Below are 25,720 nucleotides of genomic sequence, written 5' to 3' on the forward strand. Positions count from 1 at the left end.
ACCTATTTGGTGGAATAATAAAAACCATCTCTGCTTGGGAAATAAGAATATGTGTCTTTAATCTTATCGGGCAAAGCGGCGCATCGAGGGTCGCTCAACTTTTGCGATCTCTTTACCTGGCAGATAGCCTCTAGAGCGGGAACACAGTATGGAATCATATCGTATGCTTTTTCTAACATGCTAAGACTGACTTCTGCATTCTTGTTTTGAAATTGTGCAGCGGCGGCCTCTAGGAAATAAAAACCATAATTTGCATATATCGACCGATAGGGATTGAACTCACGGTCTGAGGCGGGCACAGAGCGAATATCTGTTCTGAATTTTGGAATATATCCATCTTTTTGAAAATCAGCGCCCATACCGTTTTTTACCAAACGTGCAGAGGGAAAATAAGTAATGTGTGCGATTGTTGGACGATAAAAATCCCAAGTGGAATAGATATCGAAGTTATCTGCATTCGGCCCAACAATGTCCTGGATGGGTGCAAAGGAATTTTTCCTATGAATTCCCTCGGCATCAACTTTAAAGTCAGGATAGATCTTTTTCATACGCCCGTTGAGCCAAGAATAACTCATCAGAGTTTCGGCGACGACAGGAACATCAGGATTGATGCGATGGAATTGTTGAACGAAGCGGGTCGCTGCAAGCTCGGTGTCACCATGCATGAAAAGAAGGGGCTTCTTGCCATGAACGGTATTCAAAACATTCACTGCGAAATCTTCAATAACTGCATTTCTTGATAAATTTGCGGTGGAAAAATTGATCTCTATAAGGCAAGCCAGAAGCAACAATACCAATGCGCGTAAGTAGCGCTCGTATTGCTTTGGATGAACGTTGGTATCGCACCATTTGCCGATAAAGACGGCGAGAAGAAAAATGGGCATTAAGAAAAAACGCTGAAGTATTTCAGAATAGAATCCTGTAGGAGCCCCTTGCCCTGTTCCCATAAAGAAAAATAAATATAGAAAAAAGCAGGCAAAAACAGGCCAATAAATTGTCTTTACTTGAAAGCGACGCTGCTTTCGCCAAATCACGGCAGCGAGAATGACGAACAAAGGCCAGCTGCTTTTTAAAAGTTGCCTAAAAAAATAAGCGTAGATAGGCAGAACGCCGACATCCTTGTCCGTCTTCATTAGACGAGTGGTGCCATAATCAGATCGCATGAAATGACTGAAGACATCTTCGATACCTTGCAAATCACCCCAAGAGTACAGATTCTTCGTGTCAAGCAAAAGAAGGGAAGCATAAAGACCCGCGCAGACAATCAAACCTAAGATGGCGCCGAGATAGAATGCAGGGCGTGCGCGATGCTTCCAGAAAAACCACAGTAGCAACGGCAACATGAAAATAATTGTCAGATGGTTCGCAGCCCCTAGGAAAAAAAGAAAGGGAACCGCAAAAACAGATGAAGATTTGACGACTGTGTCTTCTTCTTTGAAGGCAAACAACATCATAAGTGAACAGATCAAAAGATGCAGCGAGAAAACTTCCGGAGTAATCGTGTAGCGCCAGAAGTACATGCCCAGCGCGATGGAGATCACAACGAATAAACCCAATAGTTTATTCTTAAACAGCCTATAAACAGCAGCCAATACAACAAGGCTGACAATGATCGAAAAAAGTGAAAGAGAGAAGTAAACGTTATCAATTCTGAAAATCTGAAGCCAAGCGCGGTTCAACCAAACCCAAAGAGGATAACCGGATGGATGTGGAACAAGTCCTTTTAAAGCCACAAGTGCAAACTCTCCGCTGTCGCCCGTTTGTACTGTTCGCGGAGCTGTTACAAAAAACAAAATTCCCAAGGTAATAAAAATGCCGTAAGCCCAGAGTGCAGTGTTTTTTAATATTTTCATAAATTATTTTATGGCGACACTGGAAGAACTTAATCCCAGGATTTCATTGAGATGTTCAGCCACTTTTTTGCCGGAATCTTTGTGGTTGAAATAAAGCTGAATGACTTTTTTATAAGGACGTTCCCTCGGAACCAATCCCGGTGAACCCAGATTGACCACAATGGTTTTCTTTTTGATATCAGAAGGCAGCGAGCGCAGAAGCTTCGCTGTCTTTCCCCCAGTGATCGCAAGAACTAGAAGAGGGCAGTGCGCACCCTCTGTCCACTGCATAACCTCGGTAGAGTCAGAATCTCCGGCAATATGAAAGGTGGAAACCTTTAAAGATGTTGAAGACGTAAAACTTTTAATAAAATCCTTGTGTGGCGATAAGGCGCACACGCGACCGACCGCAGCGGGTGCGCGGGATTTGTTAGCTTTAGCTGGAAGATTTTTAGGAATAAGATTGCTTTGGATATTTTGAGAAAGAACTTTTTCTTCAAGACTCGCATATTCTTTCGAGCTTAATGTTCCGGCGGCAATAAAAGAGGGCAGCGAGGGATCTTTTCTGTAAACATTAGCAAAGGCTTTCGCCATAAGAATACGATGAAGCTTGCCGTTCAATTCTTCTTGAGAAATATCGCCCTTCTTGATGGCGTCACGAACTGTGCGAATGGCCTTTTCCTGATCTGCGAAAGACCACGTTAACATCACGACGTCAGCACCGGCTTTAATAGCTTTCAAAGCTGCAAGTTCGGGACGAAGAAGTTGACGAGAACCCTTCATTTGCAAATCATCGGTGACCACTAAGCCCTTATATTTTAAGTCTTTGCGCAAAAGCTCTGTGGATATCTTTGAGGAAAAACTTGCGGGCTCTTTTGAAGGATCTAGTGACGGATAAATCGAATGCGATAACATCAGGGCTATGTTTGAACCCAAAGAAGAATATCCTTCAAAGGGAACAAGATCCTTCTTTTTTAAATCTGAAATGCTTGCAGAGTTTTTGACGATCATTGCGTGTGGATCTGCTTTCAAGTTTCCAGTGCCTGGAAAATGCTTTGCCGTAGGAATCACGCGGGATCTCATCAAGCCTTTTGAATATGCGACGCCGATTTCTTTTACCATTTCAGGATCGGCACCGAAAGAACGTACGCCGATAAAACTTGCCGAAAAGGGGTCTGCTACATCTAGTACTGGCGCAAGATTCATATTAAAACCCACTTCGCGAAGGAAGAGGCCTGTTTGATACCCCATCTCTTCGGCAAGAAGTGGTGACTGAGTTTGGCCAATAGCCAACGCATTCGGCGGAGCAGGATCGATAGGCAATCTTGAAACAGCACCGCCCTCTTGATCTATGGCAATAAGAGGCGGAAGCTTTGTTGATTTATAGACCGCCTGATAAAGTTCTGAATTCAATTTCCGAATTTGTTCAACGGATAAAACATTTCTTTTAAAGAGCAGCAAAGATCCAGGCTTGTATTGGGAAATGAATTGATTGAGTTCGACATCCATTTTGGTTTGCGGGAAGCCGATGATAAAAAGCTGACCGACCTTTTCATCAAGAGTCATTTGAGCAATCTTTGCATCAATGATCTGATCAAGGGTTTTGGCTTGAGCTGGAACAAGGGCGGGAAAAATACAAACCAGCGCAGTAATGCTCAAAATCCGAGAAATTTCCCTGATATACTTCCACATAGGACTAGAGTACCACTCGAGAGATGTGGGAGTAGACGAGATTTGAGTTACGTCATGAAATTGCACCAAAGTCTTATCGTGTTTTTTTCGATATTCATGCTGCTATTTGCAGACCCAACTTTTGCTGCGACAGAAGGCCAGGGCGACAATGGCCAAAACGGATTGGTTGAAGTTGATATTCCGCAGAATACATTAGCGCCATATCGTGAGCGTCGCGCGGGTCACACTTGGTATTTTGGTATCGATTACGAAAACATGATCTTCAAAAACTTTGTTTCTGCTAACGACAGTATGTCGTGGAATTCCATTTTCGGCAGCAGCTCTATTCCCTTTATTCACGCCAGTCTTGATTGGAAATACAATTTCTCTGGCGGCGGAATCGCAATCGGTCTCGATGCCGGTGGCGGTAGCCAAAGTGGGGCCTCCAGTCACTCGTTAGATATCACTAAATATGGTCTTGGCTTGAAATATGTGATTGATACTATATGGCCAGAGCCTTATGTAGCCCCTTACGTCGGAGTAAATGCCTGGCAGCTAATGTTTAGGGATAATGCTGGGACTGCATCTGTCAACAAGACCGTCGGTATAGGATACAACTATACAATAGGTCTTTTGATTCAGTTAAATTGGCTTGAGGATGGGAATAGTAAAGAATCCACGTTCAATTGGGGTATCGAAAACACCTATCTAAATGTGTATGGTACTCAGTACACGACGGTCAGCAGTGCATTTGATTCATCGACGGACTTCTTATGGGGAGCAGGACTTAAATTCGAATTCTAAAAACGCTCGTAGAAATCGCAAAAGTTTAGATGAGAGTTAGCAGGTGATTTAATTCCTCGTGAACTGCGGACCAAGAGATTGTACCAAGCTTAATATTCAAGCGATTGTCCGGAGTCACAGAATATTTTTTTGACTCTCGTACAGCCAGTTGAATCACCGCTTCGGGTTTCAATTTTGTCTTCTCTGTAAAGATCAATGAAACTGATTTTACGCCGGCACTGATATCTCGTACGCCCAGTTCCTTGCATTGACGACGAATCAACATCAAGCCCATCAAGTTCACAGTTTGTTCCGGGATTGGTCCGAATTGATCGCGCAATTCCTCTTCGATACGATCCAAATCTTCGTTTGAAGTGATATCCGCCAAGGCCTTGTAATAGCCAAGACGAATACGGATGTCTTTGATATAGTTGTCTGGAATCAGGGCCGGGATCTTCAAATTGATTTCAGGATCAAGCTCCATGTCTTCAACGGCCTCGCCCTTTGCTTCGGCCAGAGCTTCGTTTAAAAGATCCATGTAAAGCTCGTAACCAACGGTGTTGATGTGACCTGATTGTTCTTCGCCTAAAATATTTCCCGAGCCACGCAATTCAAGATCGTATTGAGCGATCTTAATGCCACTTCCAAGAGCCGTGTTTTCTTGAATAATCTTCAAACGCTCTTGCTGTTCTTTATCAAGTTTGCGATCACGCGGCATCATCAAATAACAATAAGCACGAGTTTTCGATCGACCTACGCGGCCACGCAATTGATAAAGTTGCGACAAACCAAACATGTGAGCAGAATCGATGAACATTGTGTTTGCGCGAGGCACATCCATGCCTGACTCGACGATTGCAGTACAAACTAGAACATCGATTTCATGATGGAAGAAAGCAAGCATCGCTTTTTCAAGCTCGTGTTCTTCCATTTGTCCGTGAGCCACGCGAATGCGTGCTTCAGGAACAATCTGACGAATTTCATCCACTAAGCCGTAAATAGATTCGATGCGGTTGTGAATAAAGTAAACCTGACCACCACGAGAAATTTCCGCGGTAATTGCCTTGCGAATTGTTTCAGGATCAAACTTCGTCACAAAAGTACGTGTTGGTAAGCGGTCGACTGGTGCCGTGTTAATCAAACTTAAATCGCGAATACCCACCAAGGCCATATTCAACGTCCTTGGAATCGGAGTCGCTGATAAAGTTAAAGTGTCGACGCTTGTGCGAATTTTTTTGATTTTCTCTTTGTGAGTGACGCCGAATTTCTGTTCTTCATCGATAATTAAAAGACCCAAATCTTTATAGCCAATGCTTGAACCCAACAGCTTGTGAGTTCCCACAACCAAATCGACTTTGCCGTCCTTTAGATCTTGAATGGTTTTCTTAGTTTCTGCCGGAGTCACAAAGCGATTCAACACTCTAATATCAACAGGCCATCCCTCAAAACGCTTTTTAAATGTTTCAAAGTGCTGGAAAGTTAAGACAGTTGTTGGTGCGAGGACAGCCACTTGCTTTCTTGCTTGAATCGCAAAGAAAGCCGCGCGCATAGCCACCTCCGTTTTACCGAAACCAACATCGCCGCATACAAGGCGGTCCATAGGTTTGGTAGAACGAAGATCTTTTTCGATATCGGTGATCGCGCGAATTTGATCGTCGGTTTCTTCATACGGGAAACCATTTTCAAACAGAGTGATTTCCTCTTCCTTAAAAACAAACGGGGGACGATGCATCTCTGCGCGCTTTGCATACAAAGTCAAAAGATCGGCCGCGATATCACGAACGTGAGATTTAACTTTCGCTTTGGTTTTTTCCCACGCAGTTCCGCCTAATTTATCTAAAACTGAAGTGGCGCCGGAGCCCGAGAATTTCTGTAACTGACCGACGCGATAAACAGGCAGATACAATTTGTCTTTATCTTTGTAACCGACTTGTATGAACTCGGATTCGACTCCGCCGATGTTCATGATCTTAAGGCCTTCATAAACGCCAATACCGTGCTTCACATGAACAACAAGGTCGCCCGGTTTCAAATCGCCGAAAGCTAAACGCTTGGCCTGCTTTTGGAAGTCTTGTGCGCCCGAAGAGCTGCTTGAGCGTTGCTTTTTGCCGTAAAAATCTTCATCGCGTAAGAAGATCACTTGCTCTTCATCTAAACGAAGACTGTCCGCTAGATATCGAGGAATGATGTGGATCAAGTGCCTGTTGGCGTCTTGCTCTTGAAGCCATGAATCCCATTTGTATTCGTCGGCTTCACAGCGACGGGCTTTCAGATCTAACTTTTCGAAAATAACGGAAAGACGATCAATGTGAGATTGATTTTTTGTCCCTACAAAAATGCGATAACCATCTTCGCGCCATTTGTGAAGTTTGTTTGTGGCCGCCTGAAGCCAGGCCTCGCTGCCAACGGTGTTTGCCAAACTTAAGTTCGTAAAATCTTGAGTTAAAGCCGTACGATACTCGACACGAGCGTCTTCCGAGTTTTCCTCATCGAAGTATTCTAAAGATGAAAAATAAAGCGTGCGAGATTTTTCCGGGAACGAAAGTTTATCAAATGAAGTGTATAGTTCATCCAATTGCGGACGAATCACATGATGTTCGCCTGAAACAAAATCGGCTTTCAGCTCTGCCCATAAATCATCAGCACATCTTGAGATTTCAACTGGATCTAAGAAGAAAACATTCACGGGTCCCGCAAAGTGATCTAGTGGCGAAGCAAGGTCTCCGTAGAAATAAGGAAGAAGGAATTCAATTCCAGGAAAAGAGTTCTTCAAAACAAGCGAACGAAGCATTTCGTCGGCTTCTGCTTTTTCAACAGGGCGGTCATCAATGCTAGCACGCACTCGCTGCAAAAGTTTTTCGTGAACTTCATCACGGAATAGAACCTCACGGGCAGGAGTTAGCATAAAAGACTGAATCTCATCCGCACTGCGCTGATCAGAAACGTCGAAATGGCGAAGAGTTTCAACTTGATCGCCGAATAAATCCAAACGCACTGGCATCGGTTCTGTCGGAGGGAAAATATCAACGATACCGCCGCGCAAGGCGTATTGCCCCTTGTCTTCAACCATCGGCGCCGGGACATACCCCAAAGAGTTCAAATATTCGGCGATATCATCTGGAAGTTCGTCGCCGGATTTCAAAGTGCGAGAAAACTCTTTCAGAATTTTTGGAGGAAATGTTTTTTGCATCAACGCGTCAGAAGAAGATATGAAGATTTCTCCGGCTTTGGCGCTTTGAGCTTTGCTTAGAAAATTGATTCTGTCGGCGACACTTTGAGTGTTCGGATAAAGACCTGAGTAAGCCGTAACATCAAAAGCGGGCAGAATGACGCCGTGACGAAGTGGGTCAAAGAACTCAATCAACTGCTTGAGTTCGAGGGCCTCTGCGTGACTACCAACAACAACTAGATGCGGCAAGCTGTTGATTTTTTTAGAGTAAGTTTGAGACAAAAAGTAAGCGAGCGCGAGCGGTGAAGACGCTCCCGTGACTTGAATTTTTCCGCGTGATGTTTCCAAGGCTCTTTCGAGAATCGACTCGAGCCTTGTATGAGTCATTTCTGCTTTCATTTTGTGGGCTTATCTTGCCATGCTTATCGCCTCGTTTCTATTCTAATTTCTTGGTTTTCACAGACGACACATATATAACTAATTGAAATCCAAATAATAACGACAACTTTGGAGGGTTACGTGCCACTCGGTGGAGTCATTTTCATCGTCATTTTTATTGCGCTTTTTGGAAGCTTTCTTGTTTGGTTATCGATCAAAACCGGCGGAAAAGTTCACTATCATCCGATCAAGTATGAACCGTACGAGTGCGGTCTTCCCTCTCTTGATAAAAAGGATACGAAAGTTTCAGTTAAGTTCTACCTAACTGCGATCCTTTTCATCCTCTTCGATATTGAGATCATTTTCATGTATCCATGGGCCACTTCTTTCCGCGAGTTTATTGCTTCCGGTCAAGGTGCTGTGGTTTTTGGATCTATGATCTTCTTCTTGGCCGTATTCATCTTCGGCTTGTTCTGGGAAGTAAAATCAAAAGCATTGGAATGGGATTAATCAATGAACATGGGTAAAGATGCATTCGAAATTTTAGTAAACGGGATTAAGCTCGTTTTGATCTTTTTGATGATCGTACAACTCGTGCCAATCCTAGTGTGGGTTGAGCGTCGTGGTTCGGCTTTCATTCAAAACCGTCTTGGACCGAACCGTGTTGGACCTTTGGGTTTAATGCAGTTGTTGGCCGATGCGGTGAAATTCTTGACGAAAGAATCTTTCGTTCCTGATACAGCAAAACCGTTGTTGTATTTTGCAGCTCCAGTATTCGCATTAATCCCTGGTGCGATTGCTTTCATGGCGGTTCCGATGTCGACTCCGTTCACAGTTGGAACGTTCGAGTTGTTCGGTCAAACTTGGGGTCCCTACACTTTCCTAGTTCAAGGTTATGATATCGGTATTGGTATCGTATTCATCTTGGGTGTTTCTTCTCTAGCTGCCTACACATTGTTGATGGCGGGTTGGGGATCAGGAAATAAATATTCACTCATGGGTGCTCTTCGTGCTTCTGCACAAACGATTTCTTACGAATTGGCTTTGGGCCTTTCAATCGTCGGTGTGATCATGCTTTACGGAACTTTCAACTTGAGCGAGATGACAGCAGCTCAACAAGGTTCTTTGCACTTCCAATTCATGGGTTACACGATCGCAGCGAGCTGGCTTCCAAACTGGGGTATCTTCTATCAACCTCTTGGAGCACTATTGTTCTTCACTTCTACTTTCGCGGAATCAAACCGTTTGCCGTTCGACTTGGCAGAGGGCGAAGCGGAACTAGTTGCCGGCTTCCATACTGAGTACGGTGGTTTCAAATTCAACATGTTCTTCATCGGCGAGTACGGTCACATGATGGTTGCATCTGGTTTGATGGCGATCTTCTTCTTCGGCGGCTACGGAATTCCTTGGGTGACTGTTGATCAAGTTCACCAATGGGCTTCTTCAGTCACTGCGAATGCAAATTGGGCAAGCGTTCTAGTAGCGTTGATCCACTTCATCGTATTTAACATTAAGTTCTTTGGCTTCTTGTGGTTGTTCATCTGGGTACGTTGGACTCTTCCTCGTTTCCGTTATGACCAATTGATGGATTTGGGCTGGAAAACAATGCTCCCATGGGCGTTGTTCAACACGATCCTAACAGCGTTCGTGATTTATTTGGCGTCATTGTAAGGAGACCGACTGTGACAGCAGATTCTTTTCTATTTTGGTTTTTAGCGATCGTGACCCTGGTTTCAGGCCTGGGCGTGATCCTTTTGAGCAATCCGATATATTCCGCGTTGAGCCTTGCGATGACGATGGTTGGTATCTCGGCTTTGTTCGTAACTTTAAATGCCTACTTCATTGCGGGTGTTCAGTTGATCGTTTACGCGGGCGCCGTGATGGTTCTCTTCACGATGGTGATCATGCTTTTCGACTTGAAACACGACCTTCAAGCATTCACACGCGGCAGATTCACGGGGCTTATTAAAATTGCCTCTGTTGGTTTGCTTGCGGGACTTGTCGTTGGCGCCATCGCAATGTCTGTTGGTTTGTTGAGCGAAAAAACAACTGACAACCCTGTGACTGTAGGAACCGGCATGGAGACAACGAAAGCGTTGGGTCACATCTTGTTCACGAAATACATTTTTGGCTTCGAAGCTCTTGGCGTTTTGCTTCTTGTAATCGCAGTGGGCGCAGTGGCTCTTTCTCGCAGTAAAGGCGGTACACATGAACAGCACTGATTTCATCAATAATATCGGCCTTACGCACTACTTGGTTTTGGCAGCGATTTTGTTCGTAATGGGTATGGCAGGGGTTCTTCTTCGCCGTAACGTTATCGTTCTTTTGATGTCGATCGAGTTGATGTTGAACTCTGTGAATCTGACTTTCGTGGCTTTCAGTAAATATCTTGGCCACCTTGAAGGTCACATCATGGTGTTTTTTGTAATGACTATCGCAGCAGCGGAAGCAGCCGTGGGTCTTGCCCTTGCGGTATCAATCTTTAAACGTTTCAACGAAGTGAACATTCGCTTCTTCGAACACTTGAAAGGGTAAGCAGCAATGAATCATGCAGTTTTGATGGCCATTGTTATTCTTAGCCCGCTGGTTGGTTTCCTGATCAACGGCGCAAGATACAAAAAACATTCTGGCAACGTAGCCGGAACGATCGCGACTTTGGCTGTAGCGATCTCTTTCATCTGCTCTGTTCTTTTGGTTGTAGATTTAATTTCTATGCCTGAAGAAACTCGTCGTATCGCGGTGAGCTTCTTTGAATGGATGGCGGTTGATAAATTCAAAATCAACGCAGGTTTCGTCGTCGATCAAATCAGCGCTATTATGATTCTTATCATCACAGGCGTTGGTACTTTGATCCACTTGTTCTCTGTCGGATACATGCACCACGATAAGGGTGTAGCGAAATACTTCTCTTACTTGAATCTGTTCATCTTCAATATGTTGTTGCTAGTTCTTGGTGACAGCTTGCTTGTGATGTTCGTTGGTTGGGAAGGTGTGGGTCTTTGCTCGTACTTGCTAATCGGTTTCTGGTTCACGGATTCAGAAAAAGCGGCAGCGGGTATGAAAGCCTTCGTTACGAATCGTATCGGGGATGCAGCTTTCCTTCTTGGCATGTTCATCCTGTTCACAACTTTCGGAACTTTGAATTTCCATGATCTCAATGCTCTTGCTCCGACGACTGCGGAAGCGTCTTGGATGGGTGCTGTGACTTTGGGAACTTTGATGTTGTTCATCGGTGCGACTGGTAAATCAGCGCAAATTCCATTGTATGTTTGGCTTCCAGACGCGATGGCCGGTCCAACTCCAGTATCAGCGTTGATCCATGCGGCGACGATGGTTACTGCCGGTGTTTACATGATCGTTCGTTTGAATCCTTTGTTTATCGTTGCTCCTAATACAATGATGGTTATTGCTATCATCGGTGCGGCGACGGCGGTTCTTGCAGCAACTATCGGTATGACTCAATGGGATATCAAAAAGGTTCTAGCGTACTCGACGGTATCTCAACTTGGTTACATGTTCCTAGCTTGCGGCGTGGGTGCTTTCGGAGCAGCGATGTTCCACTTGATGACTCACGCATTCTTTAAAGCTTTGATGTTCTTGGGTTCTGGTTCAGTGATCCATGCAATGCACGAAGAACAAGATATCCGTAAGATGGGTGGCTTGAAGAAATATCTTCCGATCACTCACTTTACGTTCTTGATGGGATGGCTTGCGATTATCGGTATGCCTCCATTTGCCGGTTTCTTCTCTAAAGATGAAATCTTGGCCCAAGCTTTCCACTCACCATTGGGCTCTCCTTGGTTGTGGGCGGCAGGTGCTTTGGGTGCGGCTTTAACGGCATTCTATATGACTCGTTTGATGGCTCTCACTTTCTGGGGCAAATCAAGAGTTCCTTCTGATGTTCATCCGCATGAATCTCCTGCGATCATGACCATCCCATTGATCGTTTTGGCAGTGTTGTCAGTGATTGGTGGTTGGATCGGCATTCCTCACGTGATCGGTGAAAACCTGGGTGAAATTCCAAATATTTGGGAGCACTGGTTGCATCCACTGATCCATGAAGTTCCAAATATGGGTCACATGGAAGCTTCAACAGAGTGGGCACTGATGGGTACTTCTGTTGGTTTGGCTTTGATCTCTGCTTTTGTTGCTTACACATTCTATGTGAAGAAGCCGGAAGCTCCGAAGAAGTTCGCAGAAAGCATCAAGCCTGTTTACAACTTGGTATACAACAAATACTTCGTTGATGAGGCTTACTTCGGCGGAATCATTAATCCTTTGGTGAACGGCAGTAAGAATCTTTGGTACTACATTGATGTTAATTTCATCGATAAGTGCACTTATTGGATTGGTGATTTGATGAAGGGCATGGGTTCTTTGGCTCGCTCTCTTCAAACAGGTAACTTGCAGCAATACGCAATGTACATCGGTATCGGTGTAGTTGTTGTTCTTTCCTTTGTGATCATGAGGTAACGGTATGATCCTGAGTACAATTGTTTTTCTACCTCTTTTGTTCGCTTTGATCGTGGCTGTATGGCCGAACGCTAAAACGATTCGTCCATTGGCTCTCGGTTTTTCAGTGATCGAGTTCCTTCTTAGCCTTGTGATCTTCCAGCACTTCGATCCAAGTTCTGCACAACTGCAACTTGTTGAAAAGTATATGTGGATTGATCGTTTCGGAATTCAGTACTTCCTAGGAATCGACGGCATCTCGTTGTGGTTGGTTCTTTTGACGACGTTCTTAACTCCGATCATCATCCTAGCAAGCTGGACATCTATCAGCGAGCGAGTAAAAGGCTTCCACGTTTGTATGTTCATCCTACAAACCGCGATGCTTGGAACTTTCTTGGCGATGGACGCTGTGTTCTTCTATACATTCTGGGAATTGTCTCTAGTACCAATGTATTTCATGGTTGGTATCTGGGGTGGAGCTCGCAGAATCTACGCTACTGTTAAGTTCTTTATCTTCACAATGGCGGGTTCGGTTCTGATGCTTGTTGCAATCATCTATATGATGTATCTGACACAAGAGGCGACTGGCCACATGAGCGCAAGTCTTCTTGATTTCTACAAATTGAAAATTCCGTTCGTAGGCGGAACTTTCTTCAGCCTTCAAACTTTGTTGTTCTTTGCATTTGCGTTGGCATTCGCGATCAAAGTTCCGGCATTCCCGGTTCACACTTGGTTGCCTGACGCCCACGTTGAAGCACCAACTCCTGGCTCAGTCATTCTAGCCGGTGTGATGTTGAAAATGGGTACTTACGGTTTCATGCGCTGGGTGATTCCTTTGTTCCCAGAGGCTTCTGAATACTGGGGCTGGTTGTTCATGCTTATCGGTACAGTGGGCATCATTTACGGCGCGCTTGTAGCGATGGTTCAACCGGATGTTAAGAAACTGGTAGCGTACTCTTCCGTATCGCACATGGGTTACATCTTGCTGGGTCTGTTTGCATTCAATGCTTACGGTATGTCTGGTGGTTTGTACCAAATGTTGAATCACGGTATCTCGACGGGTGCCTTGTTCATCTTGATCGGTATGATCTACGAAAGAACGCATTCCCGTGAAATTTCTAAATACGGCGGCTTGGCTGGAGTTCTTCCAATCTTCACGATTTTCTTCTTCATCATCACGCTTTCTTCGATTGCGGTGCCGATGACAAATGGTTTCGTGGGCGAGTTCATGATTCTTCTCGGTACTTTCAAAGCGCAACCGGCCTTCGCTTACTTCGCAGTCTCTGGCGTTGTTCTTGGTGCGGTTTATATGCTTTGGATGTTCAAACGAGTCTTCTTCGGCCCTCAAGGGGAGCTTGTTAAAGACGAGCATCATCCACTTCATGACTTGAACGTGCGTGAGATCGTTGTTCTTGTTCCGATGGTAATTATGGTGTTCTGGATGGGTCTCTTCCCGAACAACTTCTTGGACTACTCTAAGGCTAGTATTGATTTCTTGGTTAACAACAAGAACAACTACAACCTGACGATTGCAGAACCTGGTGCGACAGCTACGACAGCTCAGCAAGCACAAGGGGGTAACTAATGAATATGACTATTGGCCTTAGCGATATCCTTCTTGTATCTCCGATGATCGCTCTTTTTCTTGCAAGTTTGATCCCTCTAACGGTGAAGGTATTGCGCGGGAATCGTGAACAAAACCCAATCGCAACTTTGACTCAAGGTTTGCTTGGTATCGTGATCTCGATCGCTCTTCTAGCGGTATTCGGTGGAGCAGGTAAAACTGCATTCAATAACGGTTTGATCTTCGACGGTGTTACTCAGTGGATCAGCGTGATTGCTTTGATCGCAGCTGGTGTGGCGATGATCATGATGTACGAAAATCCAGCGACGACGGGAAAGCAATTCTCTGAATTGATTTTCTTAGCAATGTCTTCTGCAGTTGGTATGTTGATCCTGGTTGCAGCGGTAGATCTTTTGATGGTGTTCATCGGTCTAGAGATGATGTCTTTGGCATTGTATCTAATGATCGCGATGAGCCACGAAGAGAAAATCTCTAAAGAAGCGGCATTGAAATATTTCGTACTTGGTTCGTTTGCTTCAGCAGTGTTCTTGTACGGCGTTGCTTTCATCTTCGGTTCAACGGGTGGAACAAACATTCTTGCATTCATGGACAACGCTGCGGACCTAGTTCAAAACAGCCGTTTGTTCTTGTTCGGTATTTCTTTTGTGATCTTGGGCTTCTGCTTCAAGGTTTCAATTGCTCCGTTCCATGCTTGGACTCCGGATGTTTACCAAGGTGCGCCGACTCCGCATTCTGCGTTCATGGCAACGGCGGTGAAAGCGGTTTCTTTCGCAGCTTTCTTGCGTGTGATTGCAACGAAATCGTTGGTAGGTTCAGACCATTTGTTTGATATCCTTCAATGGTTGGCAGTGATCACTATGATCGTTGGTAATACAGCAGCGATCATGCAAAACAACTTCAAGCGTATGATTGCTTACTCTTCGGTGGCTCACTCTGGTTACGTGCTAGTAGGTGTGATCACGGCGGGTGTAAGTGATAACGGAGCTTTCGGTGCTTCAGGGGTTATCTTCTATCTTCTAAGCTACTCGTTGATGACTTTGGGTGCGTTTGCAATTGCAAGCATGCTTGAAAAATCTGAAAGCCACATGGTTAATATCGATGACTTGGCTGGCTTGGCGAAACGCAGACCACTTCTTGCTCTTTGCTTGACGGTGTTCTTGTTGTCTTTGGCTGGTATCCCACCAACTTTGGGCTTCTTCGGTAAGTTCTATATGTTCAACGCCGCTATCGGTGAAGGACTTTTGTGGTTGGCTATTTGGGGTATGTTGAACTCTGTGATCGCAGTTTACTACTATCTACGTCCAATCGTAGTTATGTACATGCGCGATGGTGATGCAGAGATTGCTCCAAGATCTTTGAACGCAACAACTGTAACGGTAGTTGTGATGGCCTTCCTGATCGTAGTCATGGGCTTCATGTCAGGCCCATTGTTCGCAGCAGTAGAAAAAAGCCTTCTATAATTAAACTCTAAAAATCGAAGCAACAAAATAAACCCCGGTAAAAACCGGGGTTTATTTTTTAGGGTGCCTGCCGTTTTTTTGGGTCCATCATGCGTCAATTATGAAGGTCGGCCGAATGTCGGGCAGACATAGAGTTCAATTCACGAGCTTCATCCCTTCTATCAAGTGACGCAACGTAGACCCAAAAAAACGGCAGGCACCCCTAGAGGTCGTGTTGGCGGAGGACGTTGATGCCGGATTTGAAGCCGATGCGTACGATGCGGGCTAGGATTTCGGGATTTAAGCTGAAATGGTCGACGAAGAACATTTCGTAGTTTTGTGGGCGAGGCGCGATGTAGATGTAGTCCACTTCAGGGCGGTGGTTTACTTTTTCGCGGATGATCTGCAAAAGCTTTTCGCGTTGTTCATCCGGGGCGTTGGCCTGTTTTAAGTAACCATCGACGGCGTTGTAGATGCTCTTAATATCGTTTTGATTTTGAATGTGCTTCGCAATCTTTTGCTGAACCACTTGATATAAAGCTTGGTTCAAGATCAAAGGAATGCCGTACTTATGAAGCGAGCCCATTTCTTCAGTATAGTGATAGGGCTGAATTGAATAAGACGAAATAACTAAATCTGCTCCATTATCAACGGCCACATGGGTTGAAAGGGTGTCGCGGATCTCGCCATCATAGTAGAAGATCTCTTTGCCATCCGGCCTAGTAATACCGTATGGAGCAAATACCGGCGGTAATGAGGTCGATGCCGCGACGGCATCGCTGATCGTCGCGTAATTGATATATTTCGTGCTGCTAGTTTTGAAAGACTCAGGGAAATTCCCGAAGATAGCTTTCCTTGTATGGTTTAATTGTGTGCCCACGATGAACAAATCCACACCTAAACGGGCGAAGTCATTATCAAGAAGAACCTCTTTACGAAGGTAGCCCTCGATTCCGCGGGTAGAGAACAGACCATTTAGCTTCAAACCGTTCTTTAATAGAGATTCAATGCCGCCGCTGACCAAAGTTTTGTCCAATAGAGTGCGAGGCAAGAACTTCAGTAAACCGCTTGAGTTCAAGTTGAAAATATCGCGGTAAGAAATTGGTTTTAGATATCGTAGATCTGACTTATCAAAAGAGGGTGTTGTTCCCGAGCCAATTTGAAAGGCATTAATCAACGACTCGATTGGATAACCAGCGCCCAAGATAGAGGCAACGAAAGCCCCCGCGCTGGAACCGACGTAACAGCGGATGGTCTTTGGATCATCAAGATCGGCATTCTGACGCACCATCTCTTTGGTTCCGCCAGCAAACTTGAATCCTTTTTCTTGGAGGGCCAGGCAGACTCCGATGTGAAAGGCGGCGGCTTTGATGCCTCCTCCACTTAGAACCAGGGCCACTTTCTTTTTATCTTTAATACGCATATCAGTAACTTAAGTATCTGATTTCTCTAGGGCGTGAGCAAAGAATTCTTCGCCTGACCAGGCAAAACAACACAGAAAGCCGTGGTTAATCAGGCCTTGGTCTAGTGGATACGCGTTGAATACCCAGCTAAAGGTCCTGAATTTAGTTGAATTTGAATAACTATTCACACTAAATTTGACAGACCGAAGTCCTGTGATAACGTTGATTACGCAAGCTGAGTAGGTAACCACCTTACCCAAAAGCGAGCTGCTTAGACTTCGGCGCCACCGAATTTAAGTGAAGGGATTATGATGAACGTCGAATCTTATGGTTCTTGGTTACCGCTAACGGACTACTCCACTAAATACAAAATTAGTGTGAGTACACTCCGCCGACGAATCAAAGCCGACGACATCAAATTCCGATTTGAAGACGGCAAGTACTTCATCATGGATGAACCGATGGGTACCCATCAAAGAGTACATCGCCCCTCCCAAGAAAGCGACCTCGCTTTGGTGGGTGCTCATCAAGGAATGATGAAAGAAGGTAGTGACATGGCTTCTTCAAAAGACGAAACGAAGGCTCAGGACCTGGTTGATAAAACCGTGAAGGTGAACAAGGATGAGCCTATCCTCACTGCCGCTAACAAACTTCTCAATGAGTTGAAGAAAGCCTACACCCTGATCCTACAGGAAAAGGAAGAGCAAATTCTTCAACTCAAAGACGAAGTCGCTGACCTAAAAACCCTGGTTCGTGTCCTAGAATCTGAAAACGACCGTCTTAAGGGTTTCAAACAGTAGTTTTTCTGCATAAAACCCATTTTCAACTGACTTTCTATAAGCCTCAGTATATTTGAGAGTCATTGTCATCTCGATGACTTAGGGCTACTTTGCCGTTAACAAATGGCAAAGGCACTTGCGTGCCGAGTAGGTGTACTGATGAGTTCAAAGAATAATATCGCAGCCGTTTTGGCCTTAATGAGCCCGGTCGTTGCGATCACAGCCCACGCTGAAATTTATATGTCTGATGAGCAGGCGACGAAGATCTTTTTCCCGACAGACGTTTTTAAAAAAGAAACTCTGACTTTGACGGATGAAGACGCCAAGAAAATCGAATCAGCCAGTGGCGAAAATGTTCGCAATAAAACGATGACTATCTTCAAGTCAAAAGACGGCAACATCGTTTTTATCGATCAAGCTTTGGGCAAACACGAATTCATCACCTACGCGATTGGTATAAACAAAGAGGGCAAGGTTCAAGGTATCGAGATTCTCGAGTATCGTGAATCATATGGCCATCAAGTTCGCAGAGAAGAATGGCGTAAACAATTTGTTGGTAAAGACAAAACTGCTCCGTTGAAGCTTGATAAAGATATCAAGAACCTTAGCGGAGCCACACTTTCCTCAGCCCACATCACGGGCGGAGTCAGAAGGATCTTACAAACTTATGAACAAGTTAAAGGTCGCCTCTAAAAGAGTTCGCCCCCTGATGGGGACTTTTGTTGAAGTTACTCTTTTTTCCGAAGGGAACTTCGACTCGCTTATCACAAAGGCTTTCGAAAAAGCCAGCGAGCTGGAAAAAGTCTTTAACGTTCATGACCCGAAGTCTGATATTTCAATTTTAAACAACACATCTGACGACGACACTTTCGAACTTCATCCAGCTTTGGCAGAGGTTCTTGAGGCCGCAGACGAAATTATGCTGCTTTCGGAAGGGGCGTTCAGCCCTTACCGCGAAGACTCCGCATTTTGGGATTTAAGTGGTATCGCCAAGGGTTACATCGTGGATCAAATGGTGGAAACTATTTTGGCGGAACAGCCCGCATTGATGGGTATGGTGAACGCGGGTGGAGACTTGCGCTTCTTCAATTGTCCCGAAAAGAAAATCAGCCTTCGTTTGGGTTCGGCAAGTCATCCTTTAGAGCGCAGCCTCATGCTTTTAAAAGATGCCATCGCGACTTCATCACCAACAGTGGCGATGACGGATGAAAAATCATCTACGATCTATCTGAAGCCTTTGCGAGAGGGCCTCAGTGTACAGCATGCTGTTTCAGTTATTGCTGATACGTGCATGATTGCCGATGCAATGACGAAGGTGGGACTTTTTGCAAAAAGAGAAATTGTGCAAAAGTGTGCTTCCACTTTCAAAGCACAGGTGATTATATTCGGGGCGGACGGAGATCCCCTCGAGGTATTTGAAAACCATGAAGCTTAGTAAAGATCTAAAACGTGCGATTTATTTTCTGATTGGTTTTCTGTATTTGTCAGGCACGACAGAATGGCTTCTTAAAACATTCTTCCAAGTCGATAATGGCATGGGCCCAGAACCGCGTCCTTCTGAAATCTGGATTTTGCGTTTCCACGGTACTTTAAGTTTAGCAGTCTTGATGTTGATTGGTTATGTTTTGCGTGCGCACGTTGTGCCGTCATGGAAAGCGGGCCGTGGAAAGAAAAGTGGACTGCCGCTAACGATTTATATATTTTTGATTGTGATCACCGTGCCGTTCTTGATGTATCTCACGGACGAGAAAATGAAATTCACCGTTGAACAAATCCATGCATATCTTGGATTGTGCTTGATCGTTCCGTTCCTATTGCATCTTCTAGCTAAGAAAAAACGTGATAAGAAACGCCATTAAGTTCTCTGAAAATTTTTCGTCCCTGAAAAACAGAAAAGGACTGATTGCTCAGTCCTTTTCATTCATCACTTTGGGAGGGGCGATGTTGCTTACAGCCTAGGCTGCAAGACTTTTTGTTTTCTTTTCTGTTTTCTTCGCACCGGTCTTTTTAGACTGACCTGCAGCATCTTTATCGAACGCCACTGCGAACACTTCATCCAAGTTTTCCGCGAAGATGAAGTTAATGTTATCTCTGAAAACTTTCGGAATATCCGCTAAGTCCTTTTTACAAGCCATTGGAATAATGATGTTCGTAATTCCAAGGTTCAAAGCTGCCAAACATTTCTCACGGATACCGCCGACTGGAAGGACGCGACCTTGAAGAGTCACTTCACCTGTCATCGCGATATCGTGACGAACAGGGGTTCCAGTCATCAAACTTACAAGCGCAGTTGTAAGAGTGATACCTGCAGAAGGACCATCTTTAGGGATCGCGCCTGCTGGCAAGTGGATATGGATGTCATACTTCTCGAAGAAATCCTCTGGAATATTGAGTTCTTCCATGTGGGCTTTCGCATATGACATTGCTGCGTGAGCAGACTCTTTCATCACGTCGCCAAGTTGGCCAGTGAGTGCAAGATGTCCTTTACCTTTCATTTTCAAAGCTTCAACAGTCAACACTTCGCCACCAGCTTGTGTCCATGCAAGACCTTGCACAACACCAACCTGAGAGTCAGCGATTTTGTCGTCACGTTGGAAGCGTGGAGGACCAAGAAGCTCTGGAACTGTCGTAGGATTTACTTCTACGAAATTCTTTTCACCCATGACCACCATCTTAGCAACTTTACGGCAGACAGAACCTACTTCACGCTCTAGGTTACGAAGACCTGCCTCGCGAGTGTAACCTGCGATCAAGTATTTGATACCTTCATCAGTGAAAGAGATGTTCTCTTCAGTGATACCGTTTGCTTCGATTTGTCTTCTGATCAAATGTTTTTTAGTGATCAAAAGTTTATCGTTCTCTGTGTAACCAGGGATGTTCAAGATTTCCATACGGTCACGCAATGCTGGTGGGATATTCTCCAACACGTTCGCAGTTGCGATGAACAACACGTTTGAAAGATCGAAATCCACGTTCAAATAGTTATCACGGAACGTTGAATTTTGTTCTGGATCCAAAACCTCAAGCATTGCTGCTGAAGGGTCGCCGCGGAAATCAGAACCCAATTTATCTACTTCATCGAGTACGATAACTGGATTGTTTGTTTTCGCTTGGCGAAGAGCTTGGATAATTTTACCTGGCATCGCACCTACATACGTACGGCGGTGACCACGGATTTCCGCTTCATCTTTCACGCCGCCCAAAGCGATACGGAAGTATTCACGGCCCATCGCACGAGCGATAGATTTACCCAAAGAAGTTTTACCAACGCCTGGAGGACCACCGAAGCACAAGATTGGACCTTTAAGATTTGGCTTAAGTTTACGTACAGCCAAGAACTCCATGATACGATCTTTTGCTTTTTCCAACTCATAGTGATCTTCGTCCAAAATTTCTTTGGCACGTTTAAGATCAATATGGTCTTCAGATTTTTTACTCCACGGAAGGTCAGCCATCCAGTCGAGGTAAGTTCTAACCATTGTAGCTTCAGAAGCATCTGGATGCATACGCTCCAAACGACCCAATTGTTTCAACGCTTCCGTTTCAACATGAGGAGGCATACCTGCGTTAACTAGTTTGTCACGCAATTCGTCCATCTCTTCTGATTTCGAATCTTGTTCACCAAGCTCGTTCTTTATAGCTTTCATTTGTTCGCGTAAGAAGTATTCACGTTGAGACTTCGACATGTCTTCTTTAGCGCCGCCACGAGTTTTGTTCTGAGCTTGCATCACTTCCAATTCTGCAGCCAAGATCTCGTTCACGATTTTTAGTCTTTCAGTAGCATCATGAGTCTCAAGAACTTTCTGAGCGTCTTGAACTTTGATGCCAAGATTTGATGCGATCAAATCAGCAATACGACCTGGATCAGAAACATCATCCAACACCAACAAGATGTCTGGTGAAAGAGGGCGACCTAGAGCAATAATACGTTCGATGTGCTCTTTCGCTGTTCTGATCAGTGCTTCATTTTCTACAACTGTTTTTTGAGTTGGGATCTCTTCGATCTTCTCAACAGCCACTTCAAATGAAGGTGATGTTTTAGAATAATTTTTTACGCGTCCTTTAGCCACACCTTGAATAAGGATTTTTACACGGCCATCAGACAATTTTCTCATGCGCATGATCATAGCGATCGTGCCCACTGTATAAACAGAATCTGGAGTTGGATTTTCCTCAGCGATATCTTTTTGCGATGCTAGGAAGATAAGGCGGTTTTTTGAAAGAGCCTCTTCAACCGAGCGGATCGATGAATCACGTCCTACAAACAAAGGGATGATCATATAAGGGAAAACAACGATGTCTCTCACAGGTAACATTGGAAGTGTCTGTGGGATTTCTAGAACTTTATCGTCAAAACTCATACCGCTCCTCCGCTCTGATGCGGGAATTGTGTTTCTGGTATGAGACTTCTCGGTGTGAGACAGCGAATGCTTGAATAAAAACTAAAAAATTGGACTGACATCCATGTCAGCAGACCTCATCCAATGAGTGTTATCATTGGATTATTGGAAAAGATTAGAATGGCTCTCTTGTTCTTCCATGCATTCAATACAAAGGGCTGTGAAAGGTCGAGCTTGAAGACGTCTTGCCCCAATAACTTCACCGCAGGCTTCGCACTGGCCATAAGTACCGTCCGCAATCTTTCCTAGTGCGCGTTCGATAGAATAAAGCGCTACACGGTCTCTTTCGTGTAAATGAATAGAGATATTATTGCTAACATCTTGAGATGCGATTTCAGCTTCATCGCCATGAGTAGACACATTGGATTGCTCCGCTTTGAACTCATGGGATTTATTTAGGATGGAAGACTTTTGAAATAGCAAAGACTCTTTCAATGTTTCCAATTCTGTAGCAGTCAGTTCGGTTGCGTTCATCTCACCCCCCGATATGATGATCTTCCCGAAAAATTAAGCTTCTTATTGCGGGGGATGAGTTTTGTGTCACCAAAAAAGCACTGCGTGACGAATTACTAAGCAGACATATGCTGCACGCTAGCAACGGCCGTGGTGGCCGATTTTAGCGTGCGTACTTGCGACTTACAGCTTCACGAAGTTCTGCACCTTCGATGCTGAGGCGAGTCCAAGGGATTGCAAGAAGACGTTCTGTTTCAATCATTTCTTCAGTTTCTTCACAGATTCCGAAAGTGCCTTGTTCAATTCTCGCAAGGGCCATCTCGACTTCGAGCAGTTGATTTCTCATGCGTTCTTGTGAAACCAAAAAAGAGTGTTCTGCGATGTGTGCAACAGACTGATCGGCTTCATCTCCGGATTTTTCTGTTTGCACGTATTCGCGTTGGGCCGTTCTAAAACGATTTAGGATTTCTTGTTTTTGAAGAAGAAGTTTCTTGCGACACTCCATCAAAATTGTTTCGTTAATATGACTGTTCATAACGGCCCCCTTCTTTAGAATTTGGCGAGCTTTGGCTCCGGCTTCTTGCCAGAGTCCAGTACCTGCTCGCTGGTGTTCCTTTGACGAGGGCGCCCCATGGCGGGGTTAAAAAATCGTCATTAATTAATTTTATGGATACTATTTGCGGATCTTAAGGGGAATGATCTCGCCTTTCTCTACAGTCAAAGCTGTCACAGGGCGTTCAATTTCCCTGTCTGGGCTCATTGTTAGAGGCCCTAATGCTCCTGGGAACTTATTCAATTCTGTCAGCTTTTTTGTAAGACTCTGACGACTGTCTGCGCCGGAGGCGATCAACTGACGCAAAATCAAGCCCGCGTCATAGGCCTGAATTTCAATCAGAGAAGGGCTCTCGTTATACAAGGCCTTATATTCTGTCGCAAAACGTGATTGCTCCTGAACATTCGGAACGATGCTGTCGACGAACATCAAGTTGTTCACGAAGTTACCAGCGCGTTTGGTAATCGCAGGTGTATTCCATAAGTTTGTTCCAAGCAATTTCACACCGCGCACATCATTGAATGCCAACATTGCTGCGATCTGGCCCAAGGCCTTCGCGCTGTCGGGAACAAAGATGCCATCAAAGTCTGTGATCGGAGGAAGAATTGTTTCAACATTGTCTTTACGTGCAGAACGTTTTTCCGTCTTTTGCTTCTCTTTTAAACGAACGTTGAATTCATCCTGGCGAGCTTCACCGTAATATGTTCCCACAAGACGTTGAATGACCAGGCGGAAATCTGTTTCTTTTGTAGAATAAGTTTGTACGGCCGTAACTTGTCCACCGCGCGCTAGAACTTCGTCCCAGAAGATATTTGAAAACTCCACGCCATACTGATCGTTCGGGTAGAGGATCGCAAACTTTTTCATGCCATAATCTTCCATGGCTGTGCGAACCAAGTAGCGAATTTGCATTTCACTTGTTAACGAGTTTCTGAAAACATTAGGACCGATCTCTGTTAAACCACCTTTTTGCGAAAGTGCGATGGAAGGAACTCCTAACTCATCGGATTTAGCGGCGACAGCCGGAGCTGTTTTAGAAAGCAAGCTTCCTACCACGGCGATGACATTATCTTCTTTAACCAAACGCTCGACACCGCGACGGGCCGAGTCTGGATTGCCTTCACTGTCCATCACTGCAAGTTTAAATGAAGAGCCAGGAATATGAAGACCCAAGCCCATTTCAAGTCCACGAAGCGCACGTTGACCCACTGGCGCGTTTTTTCCGCTTAACGGCAACACAACACCAATGGTCTTAGATTCAACGTTACGAACGGCTTCTAATTGCGAAAGAATATCTTGTGAACGGGCAGCCAGGTCACTTCCGGGCAAATAATCAATTACGCCAGAAAAATATTTTTTAGCCTGATCCGAATTTCTTGCTTCCATGGCCTTCTGACCTAATTGATACATGGCATTTCCACGTACGTAGCCGAAGTCAGAGTTATTAGCGACTTCTTCAAGTTGCTTTTCGTTTAGCTTGTTATCAACGATTTCAACAGCCCGTTGGCGATAAGCATCTTGCTCTTGCTTCGTCGGAGCAGACACAGACTGATTCACCAAGGTTTTCAAAGTCACCAAGGGGTCTACAGTCGTAGGAGCCACCGGAATCGCAGGGGCTTGCGCCGCTGGAGTCGTCGCTTGAGGCTTCGTACCCATACCCGCCATTCTTTTAGACTTCTTTGTTGATGCTGTGGGAGCTGCCGCAGCAGAGGTCTGCTTCAACTCAGGTCTTTTCGTCGCAACTGTCGTACAAGAAGCTAGCAACGAAACCGTTGTCAGCAGAGCAAAGTTATTTCTGAAAATCATTTTCTATTCCTCATGAGCTGAGAGACCTTATCTTGGAAAGCCTTCACCAGAGGAGTCGCCTCACCAGACTTTGCAAGCTCTTCTACAAGTTCCTTTTGTCTCGCCGATAATGTCGGTGGAGTGTCCACCAAAATACGCACAAGCATATCGCCTGAACCAAATCCACCAAGCTTAGGGAATCCTTTTCCCTTTAAGCGGAAGATCTGGCCCGAGTGAGTTCCGGGAGGAATGCGGATCATCGCTTTTCCTGTCAAAGTTGGAACTTCGATGTTGGTGCCAAGAATCGCATCTGTGTAAGTCACAGGAAGATCTAAATTCACATCATTTTCAGCGCGCTTGAACAATGGATGCTCTTGCACGTTGATAATCACGAATAAATCTCCGGCAGGACCGGTAGATCCAGAGTCGCCCTCGCCGGCTAATTTTAAGCGCTGACCTTCTTTAACGCCAGCAGGGACGTTGACAGAAAGTTTCGCAGATTCTTCTTTACCACCACGTTGGCGCATGAAGCTGATTACTTTTTCTGTGCCCAGAGCAGATTCTTCGAATGAAATATTCAACGTATAACGAAGGTCTGTTCCTTTTGTTTGACGACGAGCACGTGGACCCGCTCCTGCGCCTGCGCCGCCGCGAGCGCCGAAGATGTCACTAAAGACATCGCCGAAAATATCTTGGAATGGATCGCCGCCCTGACCTCCGGATTGGCCGTTACCAAAACCGCCAAATCCACCGAAGCCTCCGGCGCCGCCGCCAAAGCCTCCAGCTCCGGCCCCTCCGTAACCCGCTTGCGCGCCAGCGTGACCAAATTGATCATACATCTGGCGCTTTTTCTCATCGCTGAGTACTTCGTATGCTTCGCTGAGCTCTTTGAATTTCTCTTCCGCTTTTTTGTCGCCGGGATTTTTGTCAGGATGGTACTGCATCGCAAGTTTGCGATATGCCTTCTTGATTTCATCTCCCGTTGCGGAACGAGAAACTCCTAAAACTGAATAGAAGTCTTTTTTAGACAATCAATGC

Annotated in this window: 21 protein-coding genes; 12 read left to right on the forward strand and 9 right to left on the reverse strand. The window is 45.1% G+C overall.

The genetic code is table 11. The annotated features are described in order from the left end of the window. Window positions 1-2: 2 nt before the first annotated feature. On the reverse strand, window positions 3-1,853 hold the full coding sequence (locus VF412_RS09900; RefSeq protein WP_331339077.1) for a protein O-mannosyl-transferase family: 1,851 nt from the start codon (window positions 1,851-1,853) through the stop codon (window positions 3-5). 3 nt (window positions 1,854-1,856) lie between these two features. Next, a complete protein-coding gene (locus tag VF412_RS09905; RefSeq protein ID WP_331339078.1) occupies window positions 1,857-3,491 on the reverse strand; it encodes a glycoside hydrolase family 3 protein in 1,635 nt (544 codons plus the stop codon). A gap of 87 nt (window positions 3,492-3,578) precedes the next feature. Here VF412_RS09905 and VF412_RS09910 point away from each other — a divergent pair, with 87 nt between their 5' ends. Then, window positions 3,579-4,307 carry a hypothetical protein gene (locus VF412_RS09910; RefSeq protein WP_331339079.1) on the forward strand — a complete coding sequence of 243 codons (729 nt, stop codon included), beginning with the start codon at window positions 3,579-3,581 and terminating at the stop codon, window positions 4,305-4,307. Window positions 4,308-4,332: 25 nt separating this feature from the next. Here the strand turns inward: VF412_RS09910 and mfd are convergent, their stop codons facing one another. Continuing rightward, window positions 4,333-7,854 (reverse strand): transcription-repair coupling factor, encoded by a 3,522-nt coding sequence (mfd, locus tag VF412_RS09915; RefSeq protein ID WP_331339080.1) that lies wholly within the window; start codon window positions 7,852-7,854, stop codon window positions 4,333-4,335. A 120-nt stretch (window positions 7,855-7,974) separates the two neighbouring features. Here mfd and VF412_RS09920 point away from each other — a divergent pair, with 120 nt between their 5' ends. From VF412_RS09920 to VF412_RS09950, 7 genes are read left to right on the forward strand one after another with little or no spacing between them, the layout of a single operon-like run. Continuing rightward, entirely contained in the window at window positions 7,975-8,343 is a 369-nt protein-coding gene (locus VF412_RS09920) for an NADH-quinone oxidoreductase subunit A (RefSeq protein ID WP_331339081.1), read from the forward strand. A gap of 3 nt (window positions 8,344-8,346) precedes the next feature. Further along, the gene (locus VF412_RS09925) at window positions 8,347-9,504 is read left to right on the forward strand and encodes a complex I subunit 1 family protein (RefSeq protein WP_331339082.1); all 1,158 of its coding nucleotides are present in this window, start codon (window positions 8,347-8,349) and stop codon (window positions 9,502-9,504) included. Between the two features lie 11 nt (window positions 9,505-9,515). Further along, the gene (locus VF412_RS09930) at window positions 9,516-10,055 is read left to right on the forward strand and encodes an NADH-quinone oxidoreductase subunit J (RefSeq protein WP_331339083.1); all 540 of its coding nucleotides are present in this window, start codon (window positions 9,516-9,518) and stop codon (window positions 10,053-10,055) included. Continuing rightward, window positions 10,042-10,368: an NADH-quinone oxidoreductase subunit NuoK gene (gene nuoK, locus VF412_RS09935; RefSeq protein WP_331339084.1), complete on the forward strand. Its 327-nt coding sequence runs from the start codon at window positions 10,042-10,044 to the stop codon at window positions 10,366-10,368. Before VF412_RS09930 ends, nuoK begins: the two co-directional genes overlap by 14 nt. Window positions 10,369-10,374: 6 nt before the next feature. Beyond that, window positions 10,375-12,306 (forward strand): NADH-quinone oxidoreductase subunit L, encoded by a 1,932-nt coding sequence (gene nuoL / locus VF412_RS09940; RefSeq protein ID WP_331339085.1) that lies wholly within the window; start codon window positions 10,375-10,377, stop codon window positions 12,304-12,306. A gap of 4 nt (window positions 12,307-12,310) precedes the next feature. Then, the gene (locus VF412_RS09945) at window positions 12,311-13,870 is read left to right on the forward strand and encodes an NADH-quinone oxidoreductase subunit M (protein WP_331339086.1); all 1,560 of its coding nucleotides are present in this window, start codon (window positions 12,311-12,313) and stop codon (window positions 13,868-13,870) included. Further along, complete coding sequence (locus VF412_RS09950) at window positions 13,870-15,330, forward strand: NADH-quinone oxidoreductase subunit N (protein WP_331339087.1); 1,461 nt, start codon at window positions 13,870-13,872, stop codon at window positions 15,328-15,330. The genes VF412_RS09945 and VF412_RS09950 overlap by 1 nt, the downstream gene beginning before the upstream one ends. Window positions 15,331-15,532: 202 nt before the next feature. On the opposite strand, the gene VF412_RS09955 is transcribed toward VF412_RS09950, so the two are convergent. Further along, window positions 15,533-16,732, reverse strand: a complete 1,200-nt coding sequence (locus VF412_RS09955) for a patatin-like phospholipase family protein (RefSeq protein ID WP_331339088.1) — start codon at window positions 16,730-16,732, stop codon at window positions 15,533-15,535. 288 nt (window positions 16,733-17,020) lie between these two features. On the opposite strand from VF412_RS09955, the gene VF412_RS09960 reads away from it, so the two are divergent. The 4 genes from VF412_RS09960 (at window position 17,021) to VF412_RS09975 (ending at window position 19,350) form a co-directional block, all read left to right on the forward strand. Then, the gene (locus VF412_RS09960) at window positions 17,021-17,512 is read left to right on the forward strand and encodes a hypothetical protein (protein WP_331339089.1); all 492 of its coding nucleotides are present in this window, start codon (window positions 17,021-17,023) and stop codon (window positions 17,510-17,512) included. A 138-nt stretch (window positions 17,513-17,650) separates the two neighbouring features. Continuing rightward, entirely contained in the window at window positions 17,651-18,184 is a 534-nt protein-coding gene (locus tag VF412_RS09965) for an FMN-binding protein (RefSeq protein ID WP_331339090.1), read from the forward strand. Beyond that, window positions 18,159-18,926, forward strand: a complete 768-nt coding sequence (locus tag VF412_RS09970) for an FAD:protein FMN transferase (RefSeq protein WP_331339091.1) — start codon at window positions 18,159-18,161, stop codon at window positions 18,924-18,926. Before VF412_RS09965 ends, VF412_RS09970 begins: the two co-directional genes overlap by 26 nt. Further along, window positions 18,916-19,350, forward strand: a complete 435-nt coding sequence (locus tag VF412_RS09975) for a hypothetical protein (RefSeq protein ID WP_331339092.1) — start codon at window positions 18,916-18,918, stop codon at window positions 19,348-19,350. The genes VF412_RS09970 and VF412_RS09975 overlap by 11 nt, the downstream gene beginning before the upstream one ends. A 96-nt stretch (window positions 19,351-19,446) precedes the next feature. On the opposite strand, the gene lon is transcribed toward VF412_RS09975, so the two are convergent. The 5 genes from lon to VF412_RS10000 form a co-directional block, all read right to left on the reverse strand. Next, window positions 19,447-21,852 (reverse strand): endopeptidase La, encoded by a 2,406-nt coding sequence (lon, locus tag VF412_RS09980; RefSeq protein WP_331339093.1) that lies wholly within the window; start codon window positions 21,850-21,852, stop codon window positions 19,447-19,449. 141 nt (window positions 21,853-21,993) lie between these two features. Beyond that, window positions 21,994-22,365, reverse strand: coding sequence for a TraR/DksA family transcriptional regulator (locus tag VF412_RS09985; RefSeq protein ID WP_331339094.1), 372 nt, complete (start codon window positions 22,363-22,365; stop codon window positions 21,994-21,996). Window positions 22,366-22,507: 142 nt separating this feature from the next. Further along, entirely contained in the window at window positions 22,508-22,879 is a 372-nt protein-coding gene (locus VF412_RS09990; RefSeq protein ID WP_331339095.1) for a TraR/DksA family transcriptional regulator, read from the reverse strand. A gap of 138 nt (window positions 22,880-23,017) precedes the next feature. Then, window positions 23,018-24,703: a penicillin-binding protein activator gene (locus VF412_RS09995; RefSeq protein WP_331339096.1), complete on the reverse strand. Its 1,686-nt coding sequence runs from the start codon at window positions 24,701-24,703 to the stop codon at window positions 23,018-23,020. After that, window positions 24,700-25,713 carry a DnaJ C-terminal domain-containing protein gene (locus tag VF412_RS10000; RefSeq protein WP_331339097.1) on the reverse strand — a complete coding sequence of 338 codons (1,014 nt, stop codon included), beginning with the start codon at window positions 25,711-25,713 and terminating at the stop codon, window positions 24,700-24,702. Before VF412_RS10000 ends, VF412_RS09995 begins: the two co-directional genes overlap by 4 nt. Between the last annotated feature and the right edge of the window lie 7 nt (window positions 25,714-25,720).

Source organism: Bdellovibrio sp., from assembly GCF_036384735.1.
Classification (GTDB): domain Bacteria; phylum Bdellovibrionota; class Bdellovibrionia; order Bdellovibrionales; family Bdellovibrionaceae; genus Bdellovibrio.